This window comes from Paraburkholderia sp. CNPSo 3076, assembly GCF_026343935.1.
Classification (GTDB): Bacteria; Pseudomonadota; Gammaproteobacteria; order Burkholderiales; family Burkholderiaceae; genus Paraburkholderia; species Paraburkholderia nodosa.
This window is the reverse complement of the sequence record NZ_JAPMAL010000047.1, coordinates 43,851-66,201: the sequence shown is the minus strand read 5'-3', so window position 1 is coordinate 66,201 and position 22,351 is coordinate 43,851. Positions and strand designations below refer to the sequence as shown.

20 protein-coding genes are annotated in these 22,351 nt (G+C 62.7%); 7 read left to right on the top strand and 13 right to left on the bottom strand.

Annotated features, from left to right (window positions below):
* Positions 1-149: 149 nt before the first annotated feature.
* From M3A49_RS37120 to M3A49_RS37090, 7 genes are all read left to right on the top strand, one after another.
* A complete protein-coding gene (locus M3A49_RS37120) occupies positions 150-1,043 on the top strand; it encodes an HlyC/CorC family transporter (RefSeq protein WP_254352264.1) in 894 nt (297 codons plus the stop codon).
* 197 nt (positions 1,044-1,240) lie between these two features.
* The gene (gene lnt / locus M3A49_RS37115; protein WP_254352266.1) at positions 1,241-2,944 is read left to right on the top strand and encodes an apolipoprotein N-acyltransferase; all 1,704 of its coding nucleotides are present in this window, start codon (positions 1,241-1,243) and stop codon (positions 2,942-2,944) included.
* A gap of 217 nt (positions 2,945-3,161) precedes the next feature.
* On the top strand, positions 3,162-4,169 hold the full coding sequence (gene glyQ, locus M3A49_RS37110; RefSeq protein WP_081771794.1) for a glycine--tRNA ligase subunit alpha: 1,008 nt from the start codon (positions 3,162-3,164) through the stop codon (positions 4,167-4,169).
* A 16-nt stretch (positions 4,170-4,185) separates the two neighbouring features.
* Positions 4,186-6,285 carry a glycine--tRNA ligase subunit beta gene (gene glyS, locus M3A49_RS37105; RefSeq protein WP_266233288.1) on the top strand — a complete coding sequence of 700 codons (2,100 nt, stop codon included), beginning with the start codon at positions 4,186-4,188 and terminating at the stop codon, positions 6,283-6,285.
* A gap of 30 nt (positions 6,286-6,315) precedes the next feature.
* Positions 6,316-6,879 carry a D-glycero-beta-D-manno-heptose 1,7-bisphosphate 7-phosphatase gene (gene gmhB / locus M3A49_RS37100; RefSeq protein WP_254352270.1) on the top strand — a complete coding sequence of 188 codons (564 nt, stop codon included), beginning with the start codon at positions 6,316-6,318 and terminating at the stop codon, positions 6,877-6,879.
* A 41-nt stretch (positions 6,880-6,920) separates the two neighbouring features.
* Positions 6,921-7,682: a lysophospholipid acyltransferase family protein gene (locus M3A49_RS37095; protein WP_028205992.1), complete on the top strand. Its 762-nt coding sequence runs from the start codon at positions 6,921-6,923 to the stop codon at positions 7,680-7,682.
* A gap of 169 nt (positions 7,683-7,851) precedes the next feature.
* Positions 7,852-8,751 (top strand): M48 family metallopeptidase, encoded by a 900-nt coding sequence (locus M3A49_RS37090; protein ID WP_266233287.1) that lies wholly within the window; start codon positions 7,852-7,854, stop codon positions 8,749-8,751.
* A 70-nt stretch (positions 8,752-8,821) separates the two neighbouring features.
* Here the strand turns inward: M3A49_RS37090 and M3A49_RS37085 are convergent, their stop codons facing one another.
* From M3A49_RS37085 to M3A49_RS37025, 13 genes are all read right to left on the bottom strand, one after another.
* The gene (locus M3A49_RS37085; protein ID WP_266233286.1) at positions 8,822-9,571 is read right to left on the bottom strand and encodes a WecB/TagA/CpsF family glycosyltransferase; all 750 of its coding nucleotides are present in this window, start codon (positions 9,569-9,571) and stop codon (positions 8,822-8,824) included.
* Positions 9,568-10,806 carry an aspartate-semialdehyde dehydrogenase gene (locus M3A49_RS37080; protein ID WP_266233285.1) on the bottom strand — a complete coding sequence of 413 codons (1,239 nt, stop codon included), beginning with the start codon at positions 10,804-10,806 and terminating at the stop codon, positions 9,568-9,570. Before M3A49_RS37080 ends, M3A49_RS37085 begins: the two co-directional genes overlap by 4 nt.
* On the bottom strand, positions 10,778-11,575 hold the full coding sequence (locus tag M3A49_RS37075; protein ID WP_266233284.1) for a heparin lyase I family protein: 798 nt from the start codon (positions 11,573-11,575) through the stop codon (positions 10,778-10,780). Before M3A49_RS37075 ends, M3A49_RS37080 begins: the two co-directional genes overlap by 29 nt.
* 41 nt (positions 11,576-11,616) lie before the next feature.
* Positions 11,617-12,642, bottom strand: a complete 1,026-nt coding sequence (locus M3A49_RS37070; RefSeq protein ID WP_266233283.1) for a glycosyltransferase family 4 protein — start codon at positions 12,640-12,642, stop codon at positions 11,617-11,619.
* 92 nt (positions 12,643-12,734) lie between these two features.
* A complete protein-coding gene (locus tag M3A49_RS37065; RefSeq protein ID WP_266233282.1) occupies positions 12,735-13,964 on the bottom strand; it encodes an O-antigen ligase family protein in 1,230 nt (409 codons plus the stop codon).
* A 62-nt stretch (positions 13,965-14,026) separates the two neighbouring features.
* Positions 14,027-14,860, bottom strand: a complete 834-nt coding sequence (locus tag M3A49_RS37060) for a glycosyltransferase family 25 protein (protein WP_266233281.1) — start codon at positions 14,858-14,860, stop codon at positions 14,027-14,029.
* Positions 14,861-15,298, bottom strand: coding sequence for a polysaccharide biosynthesis C-terminal domain-containing protein (locus M3A49_RS37055; RefSeq protein WP_266233280.1), 438 nt, complete (start codon positions 15,296-15,298; stop codon positions 14,861-14,863).
* On the bottom strand, positions 15,298-16,047 hold the full coding sequence (locus M3A49_RS37050; RefSeq protein ID WP_266233279.1) for an oligosaccharide flippase family protein: 750 nt from the start codon (positions 16,045-16,047) through the stop codon (positions 15,298-15,300). Before M3A49_RS37050 ends, M3A49_RS37055 begins: the two co-directional genes overlap by 1 nt.
* A gap of 39 nt (positions 16,048-16,086) precedes the next feature.
* Positions 16,087-17,325: a UDP-N-acetyl-D-mannosamine dehydrogenase gene (wecC, locus tag M3A49_RS37045; RefSeq protein ID WP_266233278.1), complete on the bottom strand. Its 1,239-nt coding sequence runs from the start codon at positions 17,323-17,325 to the stop codon at positions 16,087-16,089.
* 28 nt (positions 17,326-17,353) lie between these two features.
* Positions 17,354-18,502: a non-hydrolyzing UDP-N-acetylglucosamine 2-epimerase gene (gene wecB, locus M3A49_RS37040; protein WP_266233349.1), complete on the bottom strand. Its 1,149-nt coding sequence runs from the start codon at positions 18,500-18,502 to the stop codon at positions 17,354-17,356.
* Between the two features lie 41 nt (positions 18,503-18,543).
* Positions 18,544-20,757 carry a polysaccharide biosynthesis tyrosine autokinase gene (locus M3A49_RS37035; protein ID WP_266233277.1) on the bottom strand — a complete coding sequence of 738 codons (2,214 nt, stop codon included), beginning with the start codon at positions 20,755-20,757 and terminating at the stop codon, positions 18,544-18,546.
* A 3-nt stretch (positions 20,758-20,760) separates the two neighbouring features.
* Positions 20,761-21,204 (bottom strand): low molecular weight protein-tyrosine-phosphatase, encoded by a 444-nt coding sequence (locus M3A49_RS37030; protein ID WP_266233276.1) that lies wholly within the window; start codon positions 21,202-21,204, stop codon positions 20,761-20,763.
* A complete protein-coding gene (locus tag M3A49_RS37025; protein WP_266233275.1) occupies positions 21,201-22,325 on the bottom strand; it encodes a polysaccharide biosynthesis/export family protein in 1,125 nt (374 codons plus the stop codon). The genes M3A49_RS37030 and M3A49_RS37025 overlap by 4 nt, the downstream gene beginning before the upstream one ends.
* Between the last annotated feature and the right edge of the window lie 26 nt (positions 22,326-22,351).

The window sequence follows — 22,351 nt, the reverse complement described above, 5'->3', positions numbered from 1 at the left end:
CCACCGGGCGGCGACGCCGCATCTGCGTTAGGATTGATCTGCCGGTGTGTGTCCTTTGTGTGGCATTACACGGTCGCGCCACAGGCGTGTTGTATCCTTAACCCTCCGCAACAGCGCGCCCTGCCCCCAGCGGCAAAGGGCGCACCACCATGAACGACTCTTATCCCAGTCGACGCCAGACCGACAAACCGCAGGAAAAGCGCTCCCTACTCGAGCGGCTGACCGACTTCATCTCGCCCGAGCCCGACTCTCGCAGCGAGCTTCTCGAAATCCTCCAGGACGCGCACGCGCGCAACTTGATCGACGCCGATTCGCTTTCGATGATCGAAGGCGTGTTCCAGGTGTCCGAGCTTTGCGCACGCGACATCATGATCCCGCGCGCCCAGATGGACGCGATCAACATCGCGGAAAGTCCTGACGAATTCATTCCGTTCGTGCTCGAGAAAGCGCACTCGCGCTACCCGGTGTACGACGGCAACCGCGACAACGTGATCGGCGTGCTGCTCGCCAAAGACCTGCTGCGCTATTACGCCGAAGAGGAATTCGACGTGCGCGGCATGCTGCGTCCGGCCGTGTTCATCCCCGAGTCCAAGCGCCTGAACGTGCTGCTGCACGACTTTCGCCAGAACCGCAATCACATCGCTATCGTCGTGGACGAATACGGTGGCGTGGCCGGTCTCATCACGATCGAGGACGTGCTGGAGCAGATCGTGGGCGACATCGAGGACGAATACGACTTCGACGAGGAAAGCGGCAACATCATCGCCTCGCCCGACGGGCGGTTCCGTGTGCGCGCGCTCACCGAAATCGAGCAGTTCAACGAGGCGTTCGGCACCCATTACTCCGATGAGGAAGTCGATACGATCGGCGGCTTCGTCACGAATCACTTCGGGCGCGTGCCGCATCGCGGGGAGAAGGTGCGCATCGACGACCTGATCTTCGAGGTGCTGCGCGCCGACGCGCGCCAGGTTCACATGCTGCTGGTGCGGCGCGACCCGATGGCAGGACAGCGCGAAGCCGCGCTGCAGCCGCCGGGTACCTGACGCAACGCGAGCGCGCCGCCTATGCGCAGACGACGCCAGCCTCCGGGCTGGCGTTTTTGCTTCGAGCGCGCCGAAGCTTCGATCCGCCCCCAGGAGACCATCCCGGTAACGTCGCACGAAAGTGCTATCGTTGCGCTCGTCGCGCAATCCGCACTCGCGCTTTTCAGCGCGCTTTCCATCGCATTCCACAGCACCGCATGGCCGAACCGATCGATACCCGCACCGAGACGCGCGCGAGCGAAACCGCCAACGGCGCCGCGCGCCGCGCGCTGCCCTTCTGGCACTATCTCGCCGCCGCCGCGCTGGGCGCGCTCAACACGCTGTCGTTCGCGCCCACGCCGCACGGCGGCTGGCTCGCCATTGCGATCTTTGCGCTGTTCTACTTCTGGCTCACGCGCACCAGCGGCTGGAGGAGCGCGCTCTTCACGGGCTGGGCATTCGGCTTCGGCAACTTCGTGAGCGGCGTCTGGTGGCTTTACGTGAGCATGCACTTCTACGGCGGCATGCCCGCGGTGCTCGCGGGCGCCGCGCTCGTGCTGTTCTCGCTTTACCTCGGTCTGTATCCGGCGCTCGCCGCGCTCATCTGGTCATTTTGCGCGGGGCACGCGAAGAATGGACGCAGCGGCGAGTTGCCGTTCTCGCCCACGTGGCACGGCGCCTTCGCATTCGCGAGTGCGTGGGCGCTCGGCGAATGGGCGCGCGGCTATGTGTTCACCGGCTTTCCCTGGCTTTCGAGCGGCTACGCGCAAGTGGACGGTCCGCTCGCCGGTTTTGCGCCGATCGTGGGCGTCTATGGCGTGGGCTGGGTGCTCGCGCTCGTCGCGGCGCTCATCGCGCAGGCGGTTTTGCGCGCGCGCGACATGAAGGGGCATGGCGCGACGCCTCGGCGCGGCGCAGCGGCGACGCCGGCGCTGCTCGCGCTCGCCGTGATCGCCGCCGGCCTGCTGCTCTCGCTCGTCTCGTGGACGCAACCCTCCGGCACGCCACTCAACGTGCGGCTGCTGCAGGGCAACGTCAAGCAGGACATGAAGTTCTCCGAGCAGGGCATGAACGATGCGCTCAACGAGTTCCAGAAGCTGATTACCGAAAAGCCCGCCGATCTCGTCGTCACGCCCGAAACCGCGGTGCCGGTGCTCGTGCAGGAAATTCCCCAGAAGTTCGGCCGCGATGTCCGCGCCTTCGCCGACGGCACGAACACGGCCATCCTGTTTGGCGCAGTCGGCGGCACGATCACGTCCGATGGTCGCGTGATCGACTACACCAACAGCCTCTTCGGCATCACGCCGGGCCAGAACGGCCTCTATCGCTACGACAAGCATCACCTCGTGCCCTTCGGCGAATTCGTGCCCTGGGGCTTCCGCTGGTTCGTCAATCTCATGAACATCCCGCTCGGCGACTTCGCGCGCGGGGCGCCCGTGCAGCCGCCCTTCCGCGTGCACGGAGAGCTCGTGGCGGTGAACATCTGCTACGAGGACATCTTTGGCGAGGAGATCGCGCGCACCGTGCGCGAGAGCCCGACCTCGCCGGGCATCCTCATCAACTCGACGAACCTCGCGTGGTTCGGCGACACCATCGCGCTCGACCAGCACCTGCAGATCGCGCGCATGCGCTCGCTCGAAACCGGCCGCCCGATGCTGCGCGCGACCAACACGGGCGCCACCGCCGCCATCGACGCGAAAGGCCGCGTGATCGCGCGTTTGCCGACGTTCACGGTCGGCTCGCTCGACGTGAAGGTCGAAGGCACGAGCGGCTTCACGCCCTACGTGACGAGCGGCAACAACACGGTGATCGCCATGTCGTTGCTGCTGCTGGCGCTCGGCTTTGCGTTCGGACCGGCCTTCAAGGGCGCGAAGGACCGCAAGCCGGCGAACAAAAAAATCAGCCGCGCAACGCCCCGCTGACGACGCAACCACACCGCTGCCGCCCGCCCGAACCCCGTCCAGGTCTCAAGGCTCCGGCAATCCGGTAAAATTCAATGTTTTAGCACCTGGCCGCCTCCCGGCCCGGGCCAGGCAAGGGGAAGGGGCAAGGCGGAGGATCGCCGCCCCGCCGGCGCGCTCGCCTGGCTCCGGCCGCCGCATTCCGCCCCCGAAAGCCCGAAAGACACTGCAGGCACACATGCTCACGTTTCAGCAAATCATCCTGACGCTCCAGTCTTACTGGGATAAGCAGGGCTGCGCACTGCTCCAGCCGATCGACATGGAAGTCGGCGCCGGCACCTCGCACGTCCACACCTTCCTGCGCGCAATCGGCCCCGAGCCGTGGCGCGCGGCCTACGTGCAGCCCTCGCGCCGCCCGAAGGACGGCCGCTACGGCGAGAACCCGAACCGTCTGCAGCACTACTACCAGTACCAGGTGGTGCTCAAGCCCGCGCCGGAGAACATTCTCGACCTGTACCTCGGCTCGCTCGAGGCGCTCGGCTTCGACCTGAAGCAGAACGATGTGCGCTTCGTCGAAGACGACTGGGAGAACCCCACGCTCGGCGCCTGGGGCCTCGGCTGGGAAGTGTGGCTCAACGGCATGGAAGTCACGCAGTTCACCTACTTCCAGCAGGTGGGCGGCATCGACTGCAAGCCGGTGCTCGGCGAAATCACCTACGGTCTCGAGCGTCTCGCGATGTATCTGCAGAAGGTCGAGAACGTCTACGACCTCGTCTGGACCGAGTGGGAAGAGCAAGGCCCGAACGGCCCGGAAATGCGCCGCCTCACGTATGGCGACGTCTACCACCAGAACGAAGTCGAGCAATCGACCTATAACTTCGAGCACGCGAACGTCGACCTGCTGTTCACGTTCTTCAACGCGTACGAAGCCGAAGCGAAGCGCATGATCGATCTGCAGCTCGCGCTGCCCGCCTACGAACTCGTGCTCAAGGCCGGCCATACGTTCAACCTGCTCGACGCGCGCGGCGCGATCTCCGTGACGGAGCGCGCAGCGTACATCGGCCGCATTCGCGCGCTCTCGCGCAGCGTGGCGCAGTCGTACTACGAGTCGCGCGAAAAGCTCGGCTTCCCGATGCTCGGCAACCCCGTGCACGGCGTGCCGGGCCTCACCACCGACGAACAGGACGCCGCGATGCCCGCCTGGGCGCCGCCGCTGAAGGTCGAACGCAAGTTCGACGAGGAATGAACGGATCTCAAGAACAATGACGCAAGCTCATCACGCCACTCTCCTCGTCGAACTGCTGACCGAGGAACTGCCGCCGAAGGCCCTCGCGCGCCTGGGCGACGCGTTCGCCGAAGGCATCGCGCAGCGCCTCGCCGCGCGCGACCTGATCGAAGGCGACCTCTCGTTCGAACGTTACGCGACGCCGCGACGCCTCGCCGTCACGATCAAGAACGTGCGCAGCGTCGCGCCCGAAAAGCAGGTGCGAGAAAAAGTGCTGCCCGTTTCGGTCGCGCTCGACGCCAACGGCCAGCCCACCGCGCCGCTCGCGAAGAAGCTCGCGGCGCTCGGCTTCCCTGATTTCCCCGTGAGCGACCTCGAGCGCGTGAGTGACGGCAAGAACGAAGCGTTCTTCCTGCGCTACTCGGCGCCGGGCGCCACGCTCGCCGACGGCCTGCAAGCCGTACTCGACGAAGCGCTCGGCAAGCTGCCGATCCCGAAGGTCATGACCTACCAGCGCCCGGACGGCAGCAACGTCCAGTTCGTGCGCCCGGTGCATCGCCTCACGGTGCTGCACGGCGACCAGATCGTGCCGGTCACGGCGTTCGGCGTCGATGCCGACGACACCACGCGCGGCCACCGCTTCCTCTCCGAAGGCCTGATCGCCATCCAGCACGCCGACGAGTACGCGCACACGCTCCAGCACAAGGGCTTCGTGATCGCGAGCTACGCCGACCGCCGCGAATCGATCCGCGCGCAACTCATCGAACAGGCTGGCAGCGACAAGGTCGTGATGCCCGAGTCGCTGCTCGACGAAGTGAATTCGCTCGTCGAATGGCCGGTCGTCTACGCCTGCAAGTTCGAGGACGAATTCCTGCAAGTGCCGCAGGAATGCCTGATCCTCACGATGCAGACGAACCAGAAGTACTTCGCGCTCACCGACGACCAGGGCCGGCTGCGCTCGCGCTTCCTGATCGTCTCGAACATCGCGACGCAAACGCCCGACGAGATCGTCGAGGGCAACGAGCGCGTGGTGCGCCCGCGTCTGGCCGACGCGAAGTTCTTCTTCGAGCAGGACAAGAAGAAGCCGCTGGCCGACCGCGTACCGCTGCTCGCGAACGTGGTGTATCACAACAAGCTCGGCTCGACGCTGCAGCGCGTGGAGCGCCTCGAAGCGCTTGCCGGCCGGATTGCCTTGATGTGCAGCGCCGATATCGCGCTCGCGGAACGCGGCGCACGCCTCGCGAAGGCCGACCTCCTGACCGACATGGTGGGCGAGTTCCCCGAGCTGCAAGGCACGATGGGCACCTACTACGCACGCCACGACGGCGAGCCCGAAGAAGTGGCGGTTGCGTGCTCCGAGCACTACCAGCCGCGCTTCTCCGGCGACGTCCTGCCCGCCACCACCACGGGCACGATCGTCGCGCTCGCGGACAAGCTGGAAACGCTCGTCGGGATCTGGGGCATCGGCCTCGCGCCCACGGGCGAAAAGGATCCGTTCGCGCTGCGCCGTCACGCGCTGGGCGTGCTGCGCATTCTCGTCGAGAAGCAGCTGCCGCTCGACCTCGTCGAGCTGCTGCGCGCGACCTCCGCGCAATTTGCCGGCATCGAGGCCGTGACGGAATCGACCCAGGCCATCTACGAGTTCTGCATGGACCGCCTGCGCGGCATGCTGCGCGAACGCGGCTTCGCGGCCACCGAGGTGGACGCGGTGCTTGCGCTGAACCCCACGCGCTTCGACGACATCGTTTCGCGTCTGGACGCGGTGCGCGAATTCGCAGCGCTCGCGGAAGCGGCCTCGCTCGCGGCGGCCAACAAGCGCATCTCGAACATCCTCAAGAAGTCCGAGGGTGCGGAAGATGCGGGCGTGCAGATCGCACTTTTCGTCGAAGCCGCCGAGAAGGCGCTCTACGCGCAGCTCGAACAGGTCGCGCCGCGCGTGGAAACGCAACTCGCCGCACGCGAGTACACGGGCGCGCTCACCGCGCTCGCGGCGCTGCGCGAAACCGTGGACACGTTCTTCAACGACGTGATGGTCAACGCCGAAGACCCGGCGCTGCGTGCGAACCGCCTCGCGCTGCTCAAGGCGCTGCATCGGCAGATGAACAGCGTCGCGGACATCTCGCGGCTGGCTGCGTAAGCGCAAACAAGCGGAACTGAGCGAGACGCCATGCCGACCAGCACTACCAGAAAACTCGTGATCCTCGACCGCGACGGCGTGATCAACGTCGACTCCGACGCGTTCATCAAGTCGCCGGACGAATGGGTCGCGATACCCGGCAGCCTCGAAGCGATCGCGCGCCTGAACCAGGCGGGCTATCGCGTCGCGGTGGCGTCGAACCAGTCGGGCATCGGGCGCGGACTGTTCGACATGGCCGCGCTCAACGCCATGCACGCGAAGATGCACCGCCAGGCGGCAGCCGTGGGCGGCCGCATCGACGCCGTGTTCTTTTGCCCGCACACGGCACAGGACCATTGCGAGTGCCGCAAGCCGCAGCCGGGCATGCTCAAGATGATCGCGGAGCGCTTCGAGATCGAACCGGCCTATACCCCGGTGGTAGGCGACTCGCTGCGTGACCTCCAGGCAGGCGCGGTACTCGGCTTTCGCACGCACCTCGTGCGTTCGGGCAAGGGCGAGAAAACGCTCGCCGCCGGCGGCCTGCCCGACGGCACGCTGATCCACGACGACCTGCGCGCTTTCGCGCTCGACTTTCTTGCGAACGTCCCTGCGTAAAGGCGCAGGCGGCACACGCGAACACTAACCCGGCTCGACCGATGCGCTTTCTCCGCTCCCTGCTGCTGTTCATCTATTTCATCGTCTACACGATGCCGTACGCCACGGCGTGCTTTATCGCGTTCCCGTTCATGAACGCGACGCGGCGCTACTGGATGGCCGTGGGCTGGTGCCGCTCCACGCTGTTCGTTGCGCGCTACCTCAATGGCATTCGTTACCGCATCGAGGGCATGGAGAACCTGCCCAACGGGCCGGCCGTGCTGCTCTCGAAGCACCAGTCCGCATGGGAGACGCTGGCGTTCCCCGCGCTCATGCCGCGGCCGATGTGCTACGTGTTCAAGCGCGAGCTGCTGTTCGTGCCGTTCTTCGGCTGGGCGCTGGGCATGCTGAAGATGGTTCATATCAACCGCAAGGAAGGCAAGAACGCGTTCACCTCGGTGATACGTCAGGGCAAGCAGCGCATGGCCGAAGGCGCATGGGTGATCATGTTCCCCGAAGGCACGCGCATACCGGTGGGCAAGCAGGGCAAGTACAAGACCGGCGGCCCGCGCTTCGCCATTGAAACGGGCGCGCCCGTGGTGCCGATCGCGCACAACGCGGGCCACGTCTGGCCCCGAAACTCGTTCATGAAATATCCGGGTATAGTCACGGTGTCGATCGGCAAGCCGATCGAGACGACCGGACTCACGCCCGACGAAGTGAACACGCGCGTGGAAACGTGGATCGAAACGGAAATGCGGCGGATCGATCCTGAGGCATATCGCGAAACGGATGGCGCAGCGGCGAAAGCGGCACGGATTTGAGGCGCAGGGCGAACTGGCTCGCGTCGCGCGAAGCGTCGTGGCGCGGATGTGGGCGCTGCTCGCCGCACGGTTGGGCGCGCCACGCGACAGGGCGCCAGAAGCCCCGCGCAAACGACCCGCGAACGGCGCACGCCCACGCCGCGCACGCCCATCCGCACCAGGCCTGACGATGCAGAAGTCCCCCACGCCGCGCCCAAACGCGGCACTCGACAACCGGCAACTCGACTTGCCGCTCTTTGCTGAACCGGCGCCTGTGGTGCCGCCTGATGCGTCCTCCCCCTCTCTCACACCGCAGCCTGCGACTCCGCACTCGCCCGAAAAGCCCGGCAAGGCACCGCTTGCGCCCGATGGCACGCGCCTGCGTACTATCGTGCTTGGCGCGCGCACGCTGCATTACCGGCTCAAGCGCTCGTCGCGCAAATCGATCGGGTTCGTGATCGACGGCACCGGGCTCAGCATCACGGCCCCCAGGTGGGTCACGATCGCCGATATCGAGACCGCGATCGCCGAGAAGCAGCGGTGGATTTTCGCCAAGCTCGCCGAATGGCAAACGCGCACGGAGCAGCGCGCCTTGCCGCGCGTGGAATGGAGCGACGGGGCAGAGCTGCCTTATCTTGGCAAGCCAATTACGGTGAAGCTGGGGGCTTCCTTGCTCGCGTTCGATCAGGAGACGCGCGTGCTTGCGTTGCCGCTGCCGCCGCATGCTGACGCGCAGCAGATCAAGGACCGCGTGACTGGATGGCTGCAGAGCGAAGCGACGCGGATTTTCGGTGAGCGGCTCGAGGTGTATGCCGAGAAGCTTGGGGTCTCGTTCCGGTCTTATGGGCTTTCTTCGGCGGCGACGCGGTGGGGGAGCTGTTCAAGCGAAGGGAGAATTCGCTTGAACTGGCGGCTGATTCATTTTCCGCTCTCCGTCGTGGACTATGTGGTGGCGCATGAACTCGCGCATTTGCGCGAGATGAATCACAGCCCAAGGTTCTGGGAAACCGTTGAATCGATCTTTCCGGAGTTTCGCGAGGCGAGGAAGCAGCTTAAGCAGCATCCGCCCGAGATGGTGCCCGGGATGTGAGCGGGCGCCGCAGGTTTCCCACTCCTGCCAGCGATGACGACGTTCGGTGAAATGATCACGTTGTCCCCGATTAATGCACCTGCCTTCGCGGCATGCGCAGTATCGCCTTGAGCAGCAGGCCGGCGAATTGCAAATTCGTAGTCAGGTATCTACGCCACATGCGACCCGGCTCCTGAATGACACGATAGAGCCATTCGAGGCCGTAACGTTGCATCCACACTGGCGCCCTGCGCACTTTCCCCGCGACGACATCGAACGTGCCCCCCACTCCCATGACGAAATCCACGCCAAGTTGCGCGCGCCAGCGATCGATGAAGTTCTCCTTCTTCGGCGACGTAATCGCAACGAACAAAAGGCGTGCGCCCGATGCACCGATCTTCTCGACGATCGCGGGCTCATCGTCCCAGAAGTAGCCGTGGTGATAGCCCGCCACGATCAGGCGAGGATGACGCCCACCGATGGTCTCCGCAGTGGCCTGCACCACCTCGGACGTGGCGCCAAGCAGAAAGACCGGAAAGCCGCACTCGGCAGCCATCGCGAGCAGGTCGTCAAAGAGATCGACGCCGGCAACCCGCTCCGGCACGTCAACGCCGAGCATGCGCGCGGCCCAGACGACGCCCATGCCGTCAATATTGATGATGTCACATGCGCGAATCGACGCCGCAAGGACGATATCGCGCTGCATGTGCACGACCTTCGCCGCGTTGACGACGACATGCTGCGTAAACTGCCTGGCCTCGACCCGGTTCCTGATCAACTCGACGGTCTCGCGGCCGGTAGCCACGTCCATCGGGCAGGAAAACAGCTCTATTCGTTTCATTGTGCAACTCGCGTGCGCCGCTCGGCGTCGGCGCCATACAGACTCAGCGCGTAGAACGCCCACGCCTGAGTCCATCTCATGTAATTCACCTGGTTGGAAAAATAGCGCCCCTGTCGATAGACAAAGCGTTCCCTGCTTCGCAGATAGAGGCGTTCGATCGCGCGATGGATAACTCGTCGCGCAAGTTCATGGTCTTCGTCGGACCCGCCGACACGCAGCAGCGTGATGACAGCTTGCGCAACCGAATGCATGTCGAGTGGATACGTCCGGCTCGCGTAGTACTTCACATCGCCGTTCGGCTCGAAAAATGCTTGTCGGTAGAACCCCATGCCCCGCTCCACGACTTGCTCGAACTCACGCGTCGCCAACGCCCCTTGCAGTGTGGACAAAGCCTCCAGGTTATAGCCGGTGTGGAATCCGTCGACGAACCCGTGATGACTGCGTTCGCCGTACCGCCACGCGCCATCCGCGCCCTGCGCGTGGGCCGAATGACGTGCCGCGAGCAGCGCCTGCTCGCACGCCGCGCCATCCCCTACGTGACTCGCCGTCAATGCGACGATCGCAGCCGACCAAAGGTTGGCGTTGTGAACCATCACGCTCTCGCCGGGCACATAGCGATAGAAAACGCCTTCTTCCTGCACCATGTACAGGGTTTGCAGGAATTTTCCTGCGTCCAGCGCGCTCTCGACAAACCGGCGCTCGCCCGTCACCCGCCATAGCGCGAGAAGCGCTCGCGCGACATAGCACGTCGTAATCGCATTTGGCTTGCCACGCGGTACGTCGAATGCTCGCGCAGCCCAATGGAAGTTGTATCCCCATGCACTGTGCGGCCAGGCCTGTGGATTGGCCCGCTGGGACAACAGCCAGTCGCCCAGCCTGATCGCCTCGTCAAGGTCGGCATTGCTTCGCCGCTGCTCAAAGCGCTCGATCAATCCGAGCACCATCAACGCAATCCCCTTCGGATTCCTGGCTTTTTCAATCGCGCAGAGCGCCCTTAGATTGATCGGACTGCGCCTATGCAACTGCTGCCAGGCAATTCTGGCCATCCGAAGGCGCATGCCTCCGAGCGTCGAGAACAGACTGCTGTTCAACGCATCGTAGGGATCGTAACCGCAGTAATCGTCACTTTTGATCCTATGCAATAGCGCATCGCAAATCCCTCCGACCTGATCCCGTCCCTTCTTACGTGATATTTCCATAACTGATTTATCGCTTGAAGATTGAGACAGGTCCATAGAACAATGTTTGGACTTCCGCGTCGGATGGCTCTTTCTCCCATCCGGCCTTATACAATCCGACTTTCATATAGGCATGCTGATCATCGGGATAGGCATTGGCGACGTGTTCGGAACGAAAGACCGATTCGCCATTCTTCCAAAGCTGCGTAAGCGACTGCTGGCCAGAGTCGTCTGGGATATAGCGAAGCATCCAATAGACCCACTTCCCTTTGTCGCCATCAGCGCAGCAAAGTTTTGCGCCGGCGGTCGTCTTCTCCACCTGCGTGCCGCCGCGCGTCGAAATGTAGTAGTTCGTCGCGAGTAAGGTCAACGCGAGCGTCGGCCCTCCCTCCCTCGCCGACTGATGAATCTGCGAAATGATCACCATTTGCTTACCGTCGAATTCGAAATCGCGCGGAATGTACGTGCTCCATCGGACGAGATAATCGGACCCTTGTGCGAACGTCGCCGGCTCGCGGAACAGCAATTCAGCTCGCGGCGTACCGTTCGCGACATGCGTATAGCTTTCGCGGCGCGCAATCGTCGACCGCAAGACCTTGCGCGCCGCATTTTCCGGATCGGACACGATCTCGATCCCCCCGGGATTCGCTTGCAGCGATACCACACTACCAAATCCGGCGTCCCAATCCACGTGGATCATTCGCGTTCCTGCGGGGTCGACCGGTGGCAGATCCGCATTTGTCAGCGCCGGCATCATGAGCGCGCACGCGAGCAGCGTCACGCCGCACAAACCAAAGCGCGGTAATTGCAATGATGCAAGCTTCATATGTGTTCCTAAATAGCTTGATCTGGCACTCGAATGGGTTGTCACCGTAGCCCACGGTAACAAAGAACATATTCGGCGCACACACTCCTGACCGAGTAACACGCAAGGCCGTACCGACGCCCCGCCTCGCCCATCTGCCACGCCATGCGGGGATTAACGCAGACCTGTTCGAGCGCCTCAGCAAGCTGCCCGGCATTGCCCGATTCGACCAGAAATCCCGTCTTCCCTTCCTTGACGAGATCGAAGAATCCTCCCGTCCTTGTGCCTACGACCGCAAGACCGCAAAGCATTGCCTCGAGGGTCGCGATGCCGAACGACTCACGATGACTGGGCAAACACAACACCCGCGCGTTGCGGTAGAAGTCCATCAGTTCGTCGCCGCGCAGCCAGCCGACAAACGAAATGCGATCCTCTATTTCGAACTGCCGGGCAAGCTCGGCCCATTGATCCGTTTCGCCCGTCCCGGCAAGCTTCACGTGAATGTGCCGCTGTTTCTTCTTCAAAATCGCAACCGCGGCGAACAGCTCGGACAGCCCCTTCTCTTCGGAGAAGCTTCCCGAAAACGCGACGTATGACTGAGGATCGCGTGCGTTCATCGCTTTCGCCGGCCCAAGCGACGCAATGCGCTCCGCATTGAGCGCACAGTTGCCGACGACCCGAACGCTTGCTCCATTTCTGAACTTGCGAATGTCCGCGGCCATTGCGGTCGACACGCCGATGGCCTCGTCGGACGACTCGATGAAGTCCCGCAAACCCGACTTGATCCATCCGTTGGACTGCTCGATGCAATCGGGAAGGTTGTTCGAGTGCCAGTGAAAAATCACCTTTCGTTGGAGCATGCGAGTGACCCGATAGAGGACCAGATTCCTCAGCACCGAGCCGCGCGCCGAAACGTGGAAGTGAATGACGTCAATTCCATTCAACACACGCAGGAAGAATCGCGGTATGTCCAGCACGAAGAACAGCAGTCTGTCCTTCGTCGCCTTGAAGCCGCGCGTCTCGAAGAATTCGACTCGAATCGCGTTCTCCTCGAACAGCGCTTTCGCGGCTCGCAACTCGTCGAGCACGGAGGCGACACCCCCTCGCTGGCCTAATCCAGGACCCACGTGAAGCACACACATTGCTTTACCCATGACACTGGCACTCGCTTTTCATACGTTCATCGCCCGTCCGCAATTGCCCTGCGCTCCTCGTCGGACCATCGGTGCACCAGGTCCGCGATCACGGCGAGATAAGGCGCAACGATCGCAGACGTCAACACGTGACCGGCCGAGCACGCGATCATCATCAGCAAGAGGAGGAAATAACTTCCGTAGTGCGAGATATGCCCATCGCCGTGCTGTGCGTACAGCCTGAAAATATCCCGCAGGTACAGGCAGAACACCGGGATCCCCATGATCAACGTGAGGTCGGGTCCGTCCATTTCGATGAGGTAACGAACGATCGGATAACCGCCTGTGAGCAGAGGCAGGAAGTCTCGACTGGCGAGTTCGTCCCATACATTCGAGAACTTTATGTCGCGACCGGACATGAGCACTGTCGCGATCTTGCCGCCGCCCGCGTGATCGCTTTGATAGCTGAAGTATTGAATGCTTAGATCAACCGCCTGGTGCACGGAGGGCACGATGAAATAGACCGCAACCGCAATCACCGACATCATCGCGACGACAACGACGAGCCGGACACTCGCCTTGATAACGCCGTATCGCGCATAGGAGTACGCCGCAACGACGCCGAAGCCGGTGACCAACGCACCCTTCGTGCCCAACAGGAACGCCGCCACGAAAAGCGCCACGATTAGCCCGATGCGCCTTGCGCTCCAGCCATTCCGGACGACGTGCAGGTACGCCAGCGCCAGCCCCGAGAGCAGTAACCCCGACGCCTCGTTCTGCGCATAGATGATGCCTTTGTAGCCCGCGCGGATCTGCGTGCCGCCCCGATAGCTGCGGAAGATATCAATCGAGAACACGGCGCCTGCGAGAATCGCGAGCGCGTACACCAGCAACGTCACGCGCATCAAGGCTTCGACTTTCTCCAGTTGAGCGTCCGTGAGTTCGGAGAATGCCGCGACATAGACGAACAGCGAAAAGACCTTCGCGATCACGATGACTTCTTCGACGAATTCCCCCCCAGCCATTTCGTCGAACGCCAACGAGGCGCACGACATGGTGACCACAACCAGCGCCAACAAGCAGATGCGCCAGTTCGAGAGCCGTACCCGTCCGCTGAACAGCATCATGGCGATCAACCCGGCGACCATCGCGCCTCGCACGAAAAGCGAATAGCGCGCGCCCATGTCGCCGCCGACCTGCCCCTTCAGCGCATAAACGGAAAGGAAGTCTGAGAGCGGCGACAGTGCGATACCGGCCAGGAGGATGAGCCAGATCATCGCCCTCACCGATTTGTCCCAAGCGCCCGCGCGTGATTCGCGCATCGGGACTGCCGAGTCAATCATTGCGCGCCGCCGTGCCGCTTGCCGCTGCCACCGGCAGACTCGACGAGGCGAATCACCGCCGCGACTGTCCAGCGCGCGATGAGTCTCACTGTGCGCAAGGGCTCGAGCAGGCAATCGCGCCATCGGGCTCTCGTCGGCGCAAGGCGGATGCGCTCGCCTTCCAGGTCGCTCGCCAGTGATTCGAACGCCTCCCATACCACGTAGGGCCGCAGTTCCTTGATGATCATTGCGCCGTCGTCACGATGCCACGGCCAGTCGTCGAGTAGCGCCCGCACCGGCCCTTCCGTATGAGCCAGCGCGAGCATCGCGCCGCGCGGCGAGATCCAGTAGCCGACAGAACCCGAAGTCCATTGCTTGAAGGGCGTACCAATCCGCATGCCGTCGATGCGCTTGGCTCGCTTGAGCGGCTCGTAGAGGTACGCGCGCGCCGCGCTTGATCGGCTCAGCTTCGACCGCCCCAGCAGCACGACGTCGGCAATGCGCGCAAGCGGGCCCTCGGGCCACGTCAACACCTTCGCGAAGAACGCGTGATCCAGCAACGCGTCGTCTTCGAGCACGATCACGCTCCTGCCGCCACTTACGACGCGCTGCCAAAGCAGCCGATGACTGAGGAAGCACGCCACCTCGCCCCGGGTCAGCGCTCGCCGGTAGCGCGAGCGCGCCGCCGAGTCGTCGTAAAGACGGGCGAGTTCGTCGCTCTCGAAACGCCGGGCATCGATCGCGTCAATAAACGAAAAATCAACGCCATATCTAGACATCACCTCTGCGATGCGCTCGCGCCGCCCCGAGCGCGCAAGCGAAACGATCATGACCGGAAATCTTGCTGCCATTCATGCCCTCAGCAATTGTGTGAAATGCGCCCGCATGCGGGTCGATCTCGCGATTACCAGGACGAACACCGTGAAGATCACCGCCTCGGCGATCAGCAACGCCCACGCGCCGCCGCGTGCGCCGAAGCGCGGAATCAGCGCGCACGACAATCCAATGTTGAGGATGCCCGCGAGCAGCATGACGATCGACCTCAACTTGCCGTTCGTGAACGGCACCAGCACCTGGAGGCCGAGCAGATAGGCGAGATTGCCGAACACCGTCGCGAGGCAGAGCAATGTCAACACCGGCGCCGCCGCGCCGAAGCCGCGCCCGAGAATTACGCTCGTCACGTAGCCCGAGAGCGCGGTGACGGCAAGCACGCCCGCGCCAGTGATGGCGAGCGTTGCGGCGGCGCCAAGCGCCGTGAGTTTCGCCGCGGACCTCGGCCTGTCCAGCATCAGCGCCGACACCCGCGGATACAACACGGTATTGATCTGGGCGGGCACCATGTTTCCCACGGTCTTGACCGTGCCGCCGAGCGCCATGCTCGGCCCGGCAGGCCCAGCAGCCCGAGTGGGCGTACCATCAGCAGCGAGAAGAGACCCGTCAGGCAGGGTGCAAGCGCCTGAATCGCCGCCGCGATCGCAATGTCGTCAGCTGATTTGACGAATACGAAGATCAGCGGCAGGGTCGCGAAGCGCCCCGCCAGCGACACCACCGCGAACAGCGAAAATCGCTCCAGCCCTTGCAGCACCCAGTTGAGCGTGAACACGTTGCTCACGACGGTGATCCACGACATCAGCACGACGGGTAGCGCGGCGGCGGCGTGCCTGTCGAAGCGCATCGCGATGCCCAGCGCGAGCAGAGAAACAAGACAAAGCAGCGCCTTCGCGAAGATGATCGACCAGATCAGTTCGTTGATGGCGGCCTTGTCGCCGCGGCATTCCACGATCGCACGCGGCCCACTGAGGTTGAAGCCCCAGTCCGTCCACAGCACACCGTAGACAGCAATGGCCGACGCATAGCTGAGGATGCCGAAATTCGTCGGCCCGAGCATGCGCGTGAGATACGGGAACGTTGCCAGCGGCACGAGGTAATTGCCAACCTGCCACGCGATCATCGCGAACAAGTTGCGGCTGAGGCGCGGCGCTCGCGCCATCCGTCCCGCTGCGCCCAGGATTCGCGGCGAGCATCCTGCCTTATCCATTTGCGGTCTGATTGCGCGGTGAAAACGCTTGCTCTCCGTTCACGCCAACACCCCACGCGTATCAATCACCACCTTCGCCTGCAACCGGACCGGATCGACCTGTTTGAACTGCGAGTGATCGACCAGAATCACAATCACATCGGCCTCAGCTAACGCGGCACGCAGATCACACAGATGCAGGACACCCTGCAACCCCTCCGGCAGTTCGCGAATATTCGGCTCGACCGCCACCACCTGCCCCGGAAAACGCTGGGCCAGTTCCTTCGCAATCTCCACAGCCGGGCTTTCACGCAGATCGTCGATGTTCGCCTTGAACGCGAGCCCAAGACACGCGATCACCGGCTCACGAAAGCGCTTCGCTGCGCGCGCCACACGCTCGACAACCCAATGCGGCTTGTCATCGTTCACCGTACGCGCGGCACGAATGAGACGAGCCTGCTCAGGTGCCGAATCCACGATGAACCACGGATCGACGGCGATGCAATGCCCGCCCACGCCCGGCCCCGGCTGGAGGATATTCACGCGCGGATGCCGGTTCGCCAGCTTGATCAATTCCCACACGTTGATATCCAGTCGGTCGCAAATCAGTGAAAGCTCATTCGCGAACGCGATATTCACATCGCGGAACGAGTTCTCGGTGAGCTTGCACATCTCGGCGGTTCGGGCGTCCGTAACGATGCATTCGCCACGCACGAACACTTGGTAAAGCTCGCGCGCCGCCTCGCTGCAACGCGCCGTCATGCCGCCAATCACCCGATCGTTTTCAACGAGTTCCCGAATCACGTGGCCAGGCAACACCCGCTCAGGGCAGTGTGCAATACGCACGTCGGACGCATCTCCCATTTGCTGCGGGAAGGTCAGGTCCGGACGCATCCCCGCCATCCACTCGGACATTTGCGCGGTCGCACCAACCGGCGAAGTCGATTCGAGCACAACCAGGTCGCCCTTTTTCAGTACCGGCGCGACGGCACGGCTTGCCGCTTCGATGTATGAAAGGTCGGGTTTGTGGCCGTCCGAAAACGGCGTCGGAACGGCGATGAGAAATGCGTCGGCGGGTTCGGGCTGCGTCGTCGCGCGCAGATACCCCTGCGATACCGCCGCCTGAACCAGCATGTCGAGTTCCGGCTCGAGAATATGAATGGCGCCGCGGTTGATCGTGTCGACTGCGTGCTGGTTGACGTCAACGCCAATGACTTTCTTGCGGCGCGCAGCGAACGCTGCCGCTGTGGGGAGGCCGATATAACCCAGACCAACAACCGAAATCGTTTCGAAGTTCATGGTAGCCAAGCCTCTATTCTTCATGTCCTCACGCCGCGCGAGCGGCGGTACCCCACCAGTCATTCAACGCACTCGTAATGCGCTCGCATGCGTGTCCGTCCCCGTACGGGTTATCGCCGCGGCCCATCGACGCGTAAGCCTTCCCGTCTTCCAGCAAGTGCGTCACGCCCTGCACGATTGCGCTTACGTCCGTCCCAACGAGCCGCACCACGCCCGCATCGACTGCCTCCTGGCGCTCGGTCGTTTCACGCATTACGAGCACCGGCTTGCGCAGCGAGGGAGCCTCCTCCTGGACTCCGCCCGAATCCGTCAGGATCAAATGCGCGCGGTCCATGAGGCTGACGAAGGGCAAATAATCAAGCGGCTCGATCAAATGCACATTCGCAATTCCGGTGAGCAGGCGATTGACGGGTTCGCGCACGTTCGGGTTCAGATGAACGGGATAGACGACGTCCACGTCCTGCCACGCCCGCGCGACTTGCGCGAGCGCCGTGCAGATGCGTTCGAAGCCATCACCGAAACTCTCTCTGCGGTGGCCCGTTACCAGAATGAGCGGACGCTTGGGGTCGAGTTTCGGGAGAGCATGTTGTGCTTGCTCGTTCAGCTTTGCATCCGTCGCGAGGCGCTCTCTCACGTGCAGCAACGCGTCGATGACGGTATTGCCCGTAACAATGATTGATTGCGCCGAAACGCCTTCGCGCAGCAAGTTGTCCCGCGCAGTTTCAGTAGGTGCAAAATGAAGCGACGCGAGCGCGCCCGTCAGCTTGCGGTTGGCTTCTTCCGGCCAGGGCGAAAGCAGGTTCCCAGTCCGCAATCCCGCTTCAACGTGTGCGACCGGCGTACGGTTATAAAACGAGGCCAATGTTGCCGCCATCGTCGTGGTCGTATCGCCATGCACGAGCACGAGATCGGGTTGCTCTTGTTCGAGCACGTCACGCATGCCCGCCAGAATGGAAGCCGTGACGTCGTAGAGATCCTGACCGTGCTTCATGATGTTCAAATCGAAGTCGGGCTCAACGGCGAACAAGCTGAGCACCTGATCCAGCATCTCGCGATGCTGCCCGGTAACGCACACCCGACACCGAACGCCCGGCTCGCGTTGGAGGCGCTTGACCAGAGGCGCCATCTTGATCGCCTCTGGTCGCGTTCCAAATGTTAGTAGTACATTTTTTTCCATCAGCATTGCCTTAAACGGTTCGTGCGACGCGGCGCCCCGTCTTAGTTGGACTTCCTGGTGTAGTTCGAGTACGCGCCGTAGGATGTGCCACGTCCAGGCACATCCGTCAGCAGAAAGCCATCGACATCGATGCCAGCGCTCGCAAGCTGGCGCGTGCATTCGCGCAACTCGGCGGCGGAATGGCGCCCATAGCGCACGACCATTAGCGTGGCGCCTGCGTGCTTGCCTATCAGGACTGCGTCGGTCACCGCTAGCACAGGCGGTGAGTCGATGATGACCATGTCGTATGTCTGTGCCAGCGCCTTCAGCATTTCGCCAAGTCGCTCTCGAACGAGAAGTTCCGCCGGACGCTCGGGTATCGAGCCTGACGTCACCACGTCCAGGTTGGGCAGCGCTTCGTGATGAATGACATCCTTCGCCTCGCGCCCAGTCAGTAGCTCGGAGAACCCGGGCTTGCGATTGATGGAGAAGTACACGTGAACGTCGCCGCGTCGCATGTCGGCATCGATCAGTAGAATGCGCTTGCCGGTTGCCGCCAGCACCGTTGCCAGGTTCACCGATACAAACGATTTGCCGACGCCCGGCCGCGGCCCGGTAAGCATCACGATGTTGTTCTCGGGCTTGAGTAGCCCAAATTGCATGGCGGTACGCAAACTGCGCAATCCTTCCACCGCCACATCGTCTGGATACGCCGCTGCGAGAACGGCTGGCCTCGTCGGGTTGCGGCGCACGGACTGACGCAGTGCAAGTTCCTTGTCGCTGTGCGAGATGATTGCGTATACGGGAATATCGACGGCGTGCTCAATTTCCGCCGGGGTCTCCAGCCCACGCTTGAACATGCGGCGTGCGAGCGCGAGCCCACACCCAAGCAGCAGACCTAGCATCAGGGCTAGAGGCAGGACCAGAAGCTTCAGCGGGCGCACAGGCGCTTCGGGCACGACGGCGTAATCGACCGTCCGCACGTTGCCAAGCTGGCCCGCCTTCAGCACGCGCAATTGCTGCGTGCTATCAAGCAGTTTCATGTAGAGACCGGTACTGACTTTCACGTCGCGCATGAGCCGCAGCGCCTGCTGCTGCGTGTCGGGTAGCGCCGTCACCTGCTTCTCGTATTGATCCTGCTGGCGCTCCAGTTCCGCAATACGCGCGTCCACCGCCGCGACCATGGGATGCGATGCCGTGTATCGCTGGACAAGGTCAGCGCGCTGTTGCTGAAGCTCCGTCAAACGCGTTTGTGTATCGACGACCGTTTGCAGGAGGAGCTTGCCCTGCGCGTCGAGATCGATCGCGCCGGACATCGCCCGAAATGCGTTATAACGAGCTTCCGCCTTGTCCAGGTCAGCGCGCAGTTGCGGCAACTGCTCACCAAGGAAGCTGAGCATCTGCTCCGCCTGCGCCGATTTGCGATCGACGTTGCGCTGCACGTAGAGGCTCGCAATCATGTTGACGATAGCCGTGACGCGTTGGGCGTCGATGCCATCGAGCTTCATGCCGATGATCCCCGACTGCTTCGTCTTCTCGGCAATGTCCAGGTTTTTCTGGAGTTCGGCGACGGTTAGCTGCGTCGAGAAGCGCTTCAAATCGAAACGCGCGCCGGAATGAGCCAGCAACGACGTCACCTTGAGCGTGATCGGACCATACTCCGTTCTGCCGTTGACTATCGTTCCGACGCGTCCCCGAAGCACCACATTGTTGTCAGGATCAACGAGTTCAAACGCTTCGTCATCAAGGGCCGTTAGCTTGAACTTCTTCTCGTAAAGCGCCGCGGGTACGGTGAACTGCGCGACGCCGATGCGCTCACCGCCCCACGCGAAGCTTTTCATCGCGAGCATGGGCGGGAGCAATCCATCGCTGAATTGCGCGCGATAGCGCGCGATCGGCGCACCAATCAGCGGGAAATAGTGGGGACGCGCGTCGATATCGACATGGAGCTTGTCGACCGTCTCGCCTACCACGGTACGCGAGCGAATCAACTCGATTTCCGCGTCCGCAGTCGCCTTCGACTGGAACAGCGATGCCAGGTCACCCAGCTTGTCGTTGATCGAACCCATGCCCGAGTCGTCGTCCACCTGAATCACCGCATCCGCGCGATAAACAGGCGTGCCGAGAAACGCGTAGAGCGCCCCGGGTACGAACACGATTGCCGTGACGATACCAATCAAGCAAAGGTTCTCGCGAAGCACGGCAAACAACTCCGAGAGGTCGATTTCATCGTCGTCCGCGGTATTGGTCTGCGGATTTTTCTTCAGAAGAGTCATGATTCAATTAACTTGCTGTCCTGCGAGGACGTCGCGCCAGTGCGCGACGCCGTGTTCGATCTGTGCAACCGCGAGGTCGAACGTCGCGCGATGTCGCCGATACGGGTCGACGATGTCGACGCCTTCCGTTTCGATCAACCGATACACCTTGCCACGCACGAACGGCCAGGCGCGCTCGATATGCTCCCGCTGCAACTTCGTCATGGTGAGGATCAGGTCGGCGTTGCGCACGCGCTCGTCGGTAAGCGGCGTCGCTACGTGACCCTCGAGTCCCACGCCACGAACGCGCGCCATTTCGATCATGAGCGGGTCCGCGCCCTCGCCTGTCAGCGCATGCGTACCCGCCGAACTGAAAGTGATGCCCGGGACCGAACGCGTCAGCATGGCGCACGCCAACGGGCTGCGGCAGATGTTGCCTTCGCAAACGACCAGAACGCTCTCGATCATTTCGCCATCACCCCCGCAGTCAAGCCCGCGTTGATCACAGGAATCAACAACGTCAATACGCGATTGAAGCGGACAAGGCCATTGCCATCGACATACACGACATCTTTGGGCTGAAGATCAAACTCCTTCGCAACGAGCATTGCCACCGGCGAACGACCATCCAGATGGAAGACTTCAGGCTTGCCGCTCAACGCGCCACGAATGACGAACATTTGCGCTGCGTCTGCGGTAGACGAATTGACGCTGCCCGCCTGTGCGATGGCGTCAGCCAGGGTGATACGCCCCGTACGACGCGGAATGGCGGAGATCGGCTTGTTGACTTCGCCCATCACGTAGACGTCGTTTTCGTCGCGCGCGACGACCCGTAACATGTCGCCCGGCTTGAGATAGAGGCGCGACGGGCTGAGGCCGCTTGCCACCATCTGCGTGAGATTCACGCGGTGCGATTTGCCGTCGCGCACGAGCACGAGGTCGCTTTGATCGGCCGTGTCCGCGAAGCCGCCCGCGCGCGAAATCGCTTCATAAAGCGACATCGGCACGTCATTGACTGCAACCACACCTGGGTTGCGCACTTCGCCGTCCACATAGACTTCGTGCGCGCGATAGGAGGCCATGCGCACCGTCACCTGCGGTTTGACGAAATAGCGGCCAAGCGACGTCGTCAAGCGGCGTTGAACTTCCTCGGTGCGAAGTCCGGCAACGCGCATCGCACCGGCGTAGGGAAACGTGAGGTCGCCCGATTGATCGACGATGAAGCCGGAGAACGGATCGCCGGGCCGCGTGGAGGCTTGCGACTGCGTGCTGCCTACGGCCGCGGAGAGTTCAGGATGGTCCCATACGACGATCTGGAGCACGTCGCCGGCGCCAATCGTGTAAGCCTGCGGAGTCGTCGAAAGCAAATCGACCTGCTGTTGTTGCTGCTTCTGCCGCGCTTCCTGGAAGCGCTTTACGGTGTCGACATTGAGTTCCGTGATGGCCACTTCGGGCGTGGAGGAAGTCGCACTGGCGACTTGCGTGCCTTCGCCGCCTGGAGATGCCTCGGATGAAGCAGTCGCGGCATTCGTGCCGGTGGCGGCGCCCGGCGCGGCTTGAATCGTTCCCGGCGAAACCAGCATGCGCATGCCCGGCGCGATGGCACAAGCGCCCA

Bases quoted from the DNA above. Each gene is read 5' to 3' on its own strand.
- wecB (WP_266233349.1), bottom strand. From the start codon at position 18,502: ATGGAAAAAAATGTACTACTAACATTTGGAACGCGACCAGAGGCGATC.
- M3A49_RS37120 (WP_254352264.1), top strand. From the start codon at position 150: ATGAACGACTCTTATCCCAGTCGACGCCAGACCGACAAACCGCAGGAA.
- M3A49_RS37080 (WP_266233285.1), bottom strand. From the start codon at position 10,806: ATGGACCTGTCTCAATCTTCAAGCGATAAATCAGTTATGGAAATATCA.
- M3A49_RS37090 (WP_266233287.1), top strand. From the start codon at position 7,852: ATGCAGAAGTCCCCCACGCCGCGCCCAAACGCGGCACTCGACAACCGG.
- M3A49_RS37065 (WP_266233282.1), bottom strand. From the start codon at position 13,964: ATGATCTGGCTCATCCTCCTGGCCGGTATCGCACTGTCGCCGCTCTCA.
- M3A49_RS37085 (WP_266233286.1), bottom strand. From the start codon at position 9,571: ATGAAACGAATAGAGCTGTTTTCCTGCCCGATGGACGTGGCTACCGGC.
- glyS (WP_266233288.1), top strand. From the start codon at position 4,186: ATGACGCAAGCTCATCACGCCACTCTCCTCGTCGAACTGCTGACCGAG.
- M3A49_RS37095 (WP_028205992.1), top strand. From the start codon at position 6,921: ATGCGCTTTCTCCGCTCCCTGCTGCTGTTCATCTATTTCATCGTCTAC.
- M3A49_RS37050 (WP_266233279.1), bottom strand. From the start codon at position 16,047: ATGGATAAGGCAGGATGCTCGCCGCGAATCCTGGGCGCAGCGGGACGG.
- M3A49_RS37035 (WP_266233277.1), bottom strand. From the start codon at position 20,757: ATGACTCTTCTGAAGAAAAATCCGCAGACCAATACCGCGGACGACGAT.
- lnt (WP_254352266.1), top strand. From the start codon at position 1,241: ATGGCCGAACCGATCGATACCCGCACCGAGACGCGCGCGAGCGAAACC.
- glyQ (WP_081771794.1), top strand. From the start codon at position 3,162: ATGCTCACGTTTCAGCAAATCATCCTGACGCTCCAGTCTTACTGGGAT.
- M3A49_RS37055 (WP_266233280.1), bottom strand. From the start codon at position 15,298: ATGCTGGACAGGCCGAGGTCCGCGGCGAAACTCACGGCGCTTGGCGCC.
- M3A49_RS37075 (WP_266233284.1), bottom strand. From the start codon at position 11,575: ATGAAGCTTGCATCATTGCAATTACCGCGCTTTGGTTTGTGCGGCGTG.
- wecC (WP_266233278.1), bottom strand. From the start codon at position 17,325: ATGAACTTCGAAACGATTTCGGTTGTTGGTCTGGGTTATATCGGCCTC.
- gmhB (WP_254352270.1), top strand. From the start codon at position 6,316: ATGCCGACCAGCACTACCAGAAAACTCGTGATCCTCGACCGCGACGGC.
- M3A49_RS37030 (WP_266233276.1), bottom strand. From the start codon at position 21,204: ATGATCGAGAGCGTTCTGGTCGTTTGCGAAGGCAACATCTGCCGCAGC.
- M3A49_RS37060 (WP_266233281.1), bottom strand. From the start codon at position 14,860: ATGGCAGCAAGATTTCCGGTCATGATCGTTTCGCTTGCGCGCTCGGGG.
- M3A49_RS37025 (WP_266233275.1), bottom strand. From the start codon at position 22,325: ATGCGCATGCTGGTTTCGCCGGGAACGATTCAAGCCGCGCCGGGCGCC.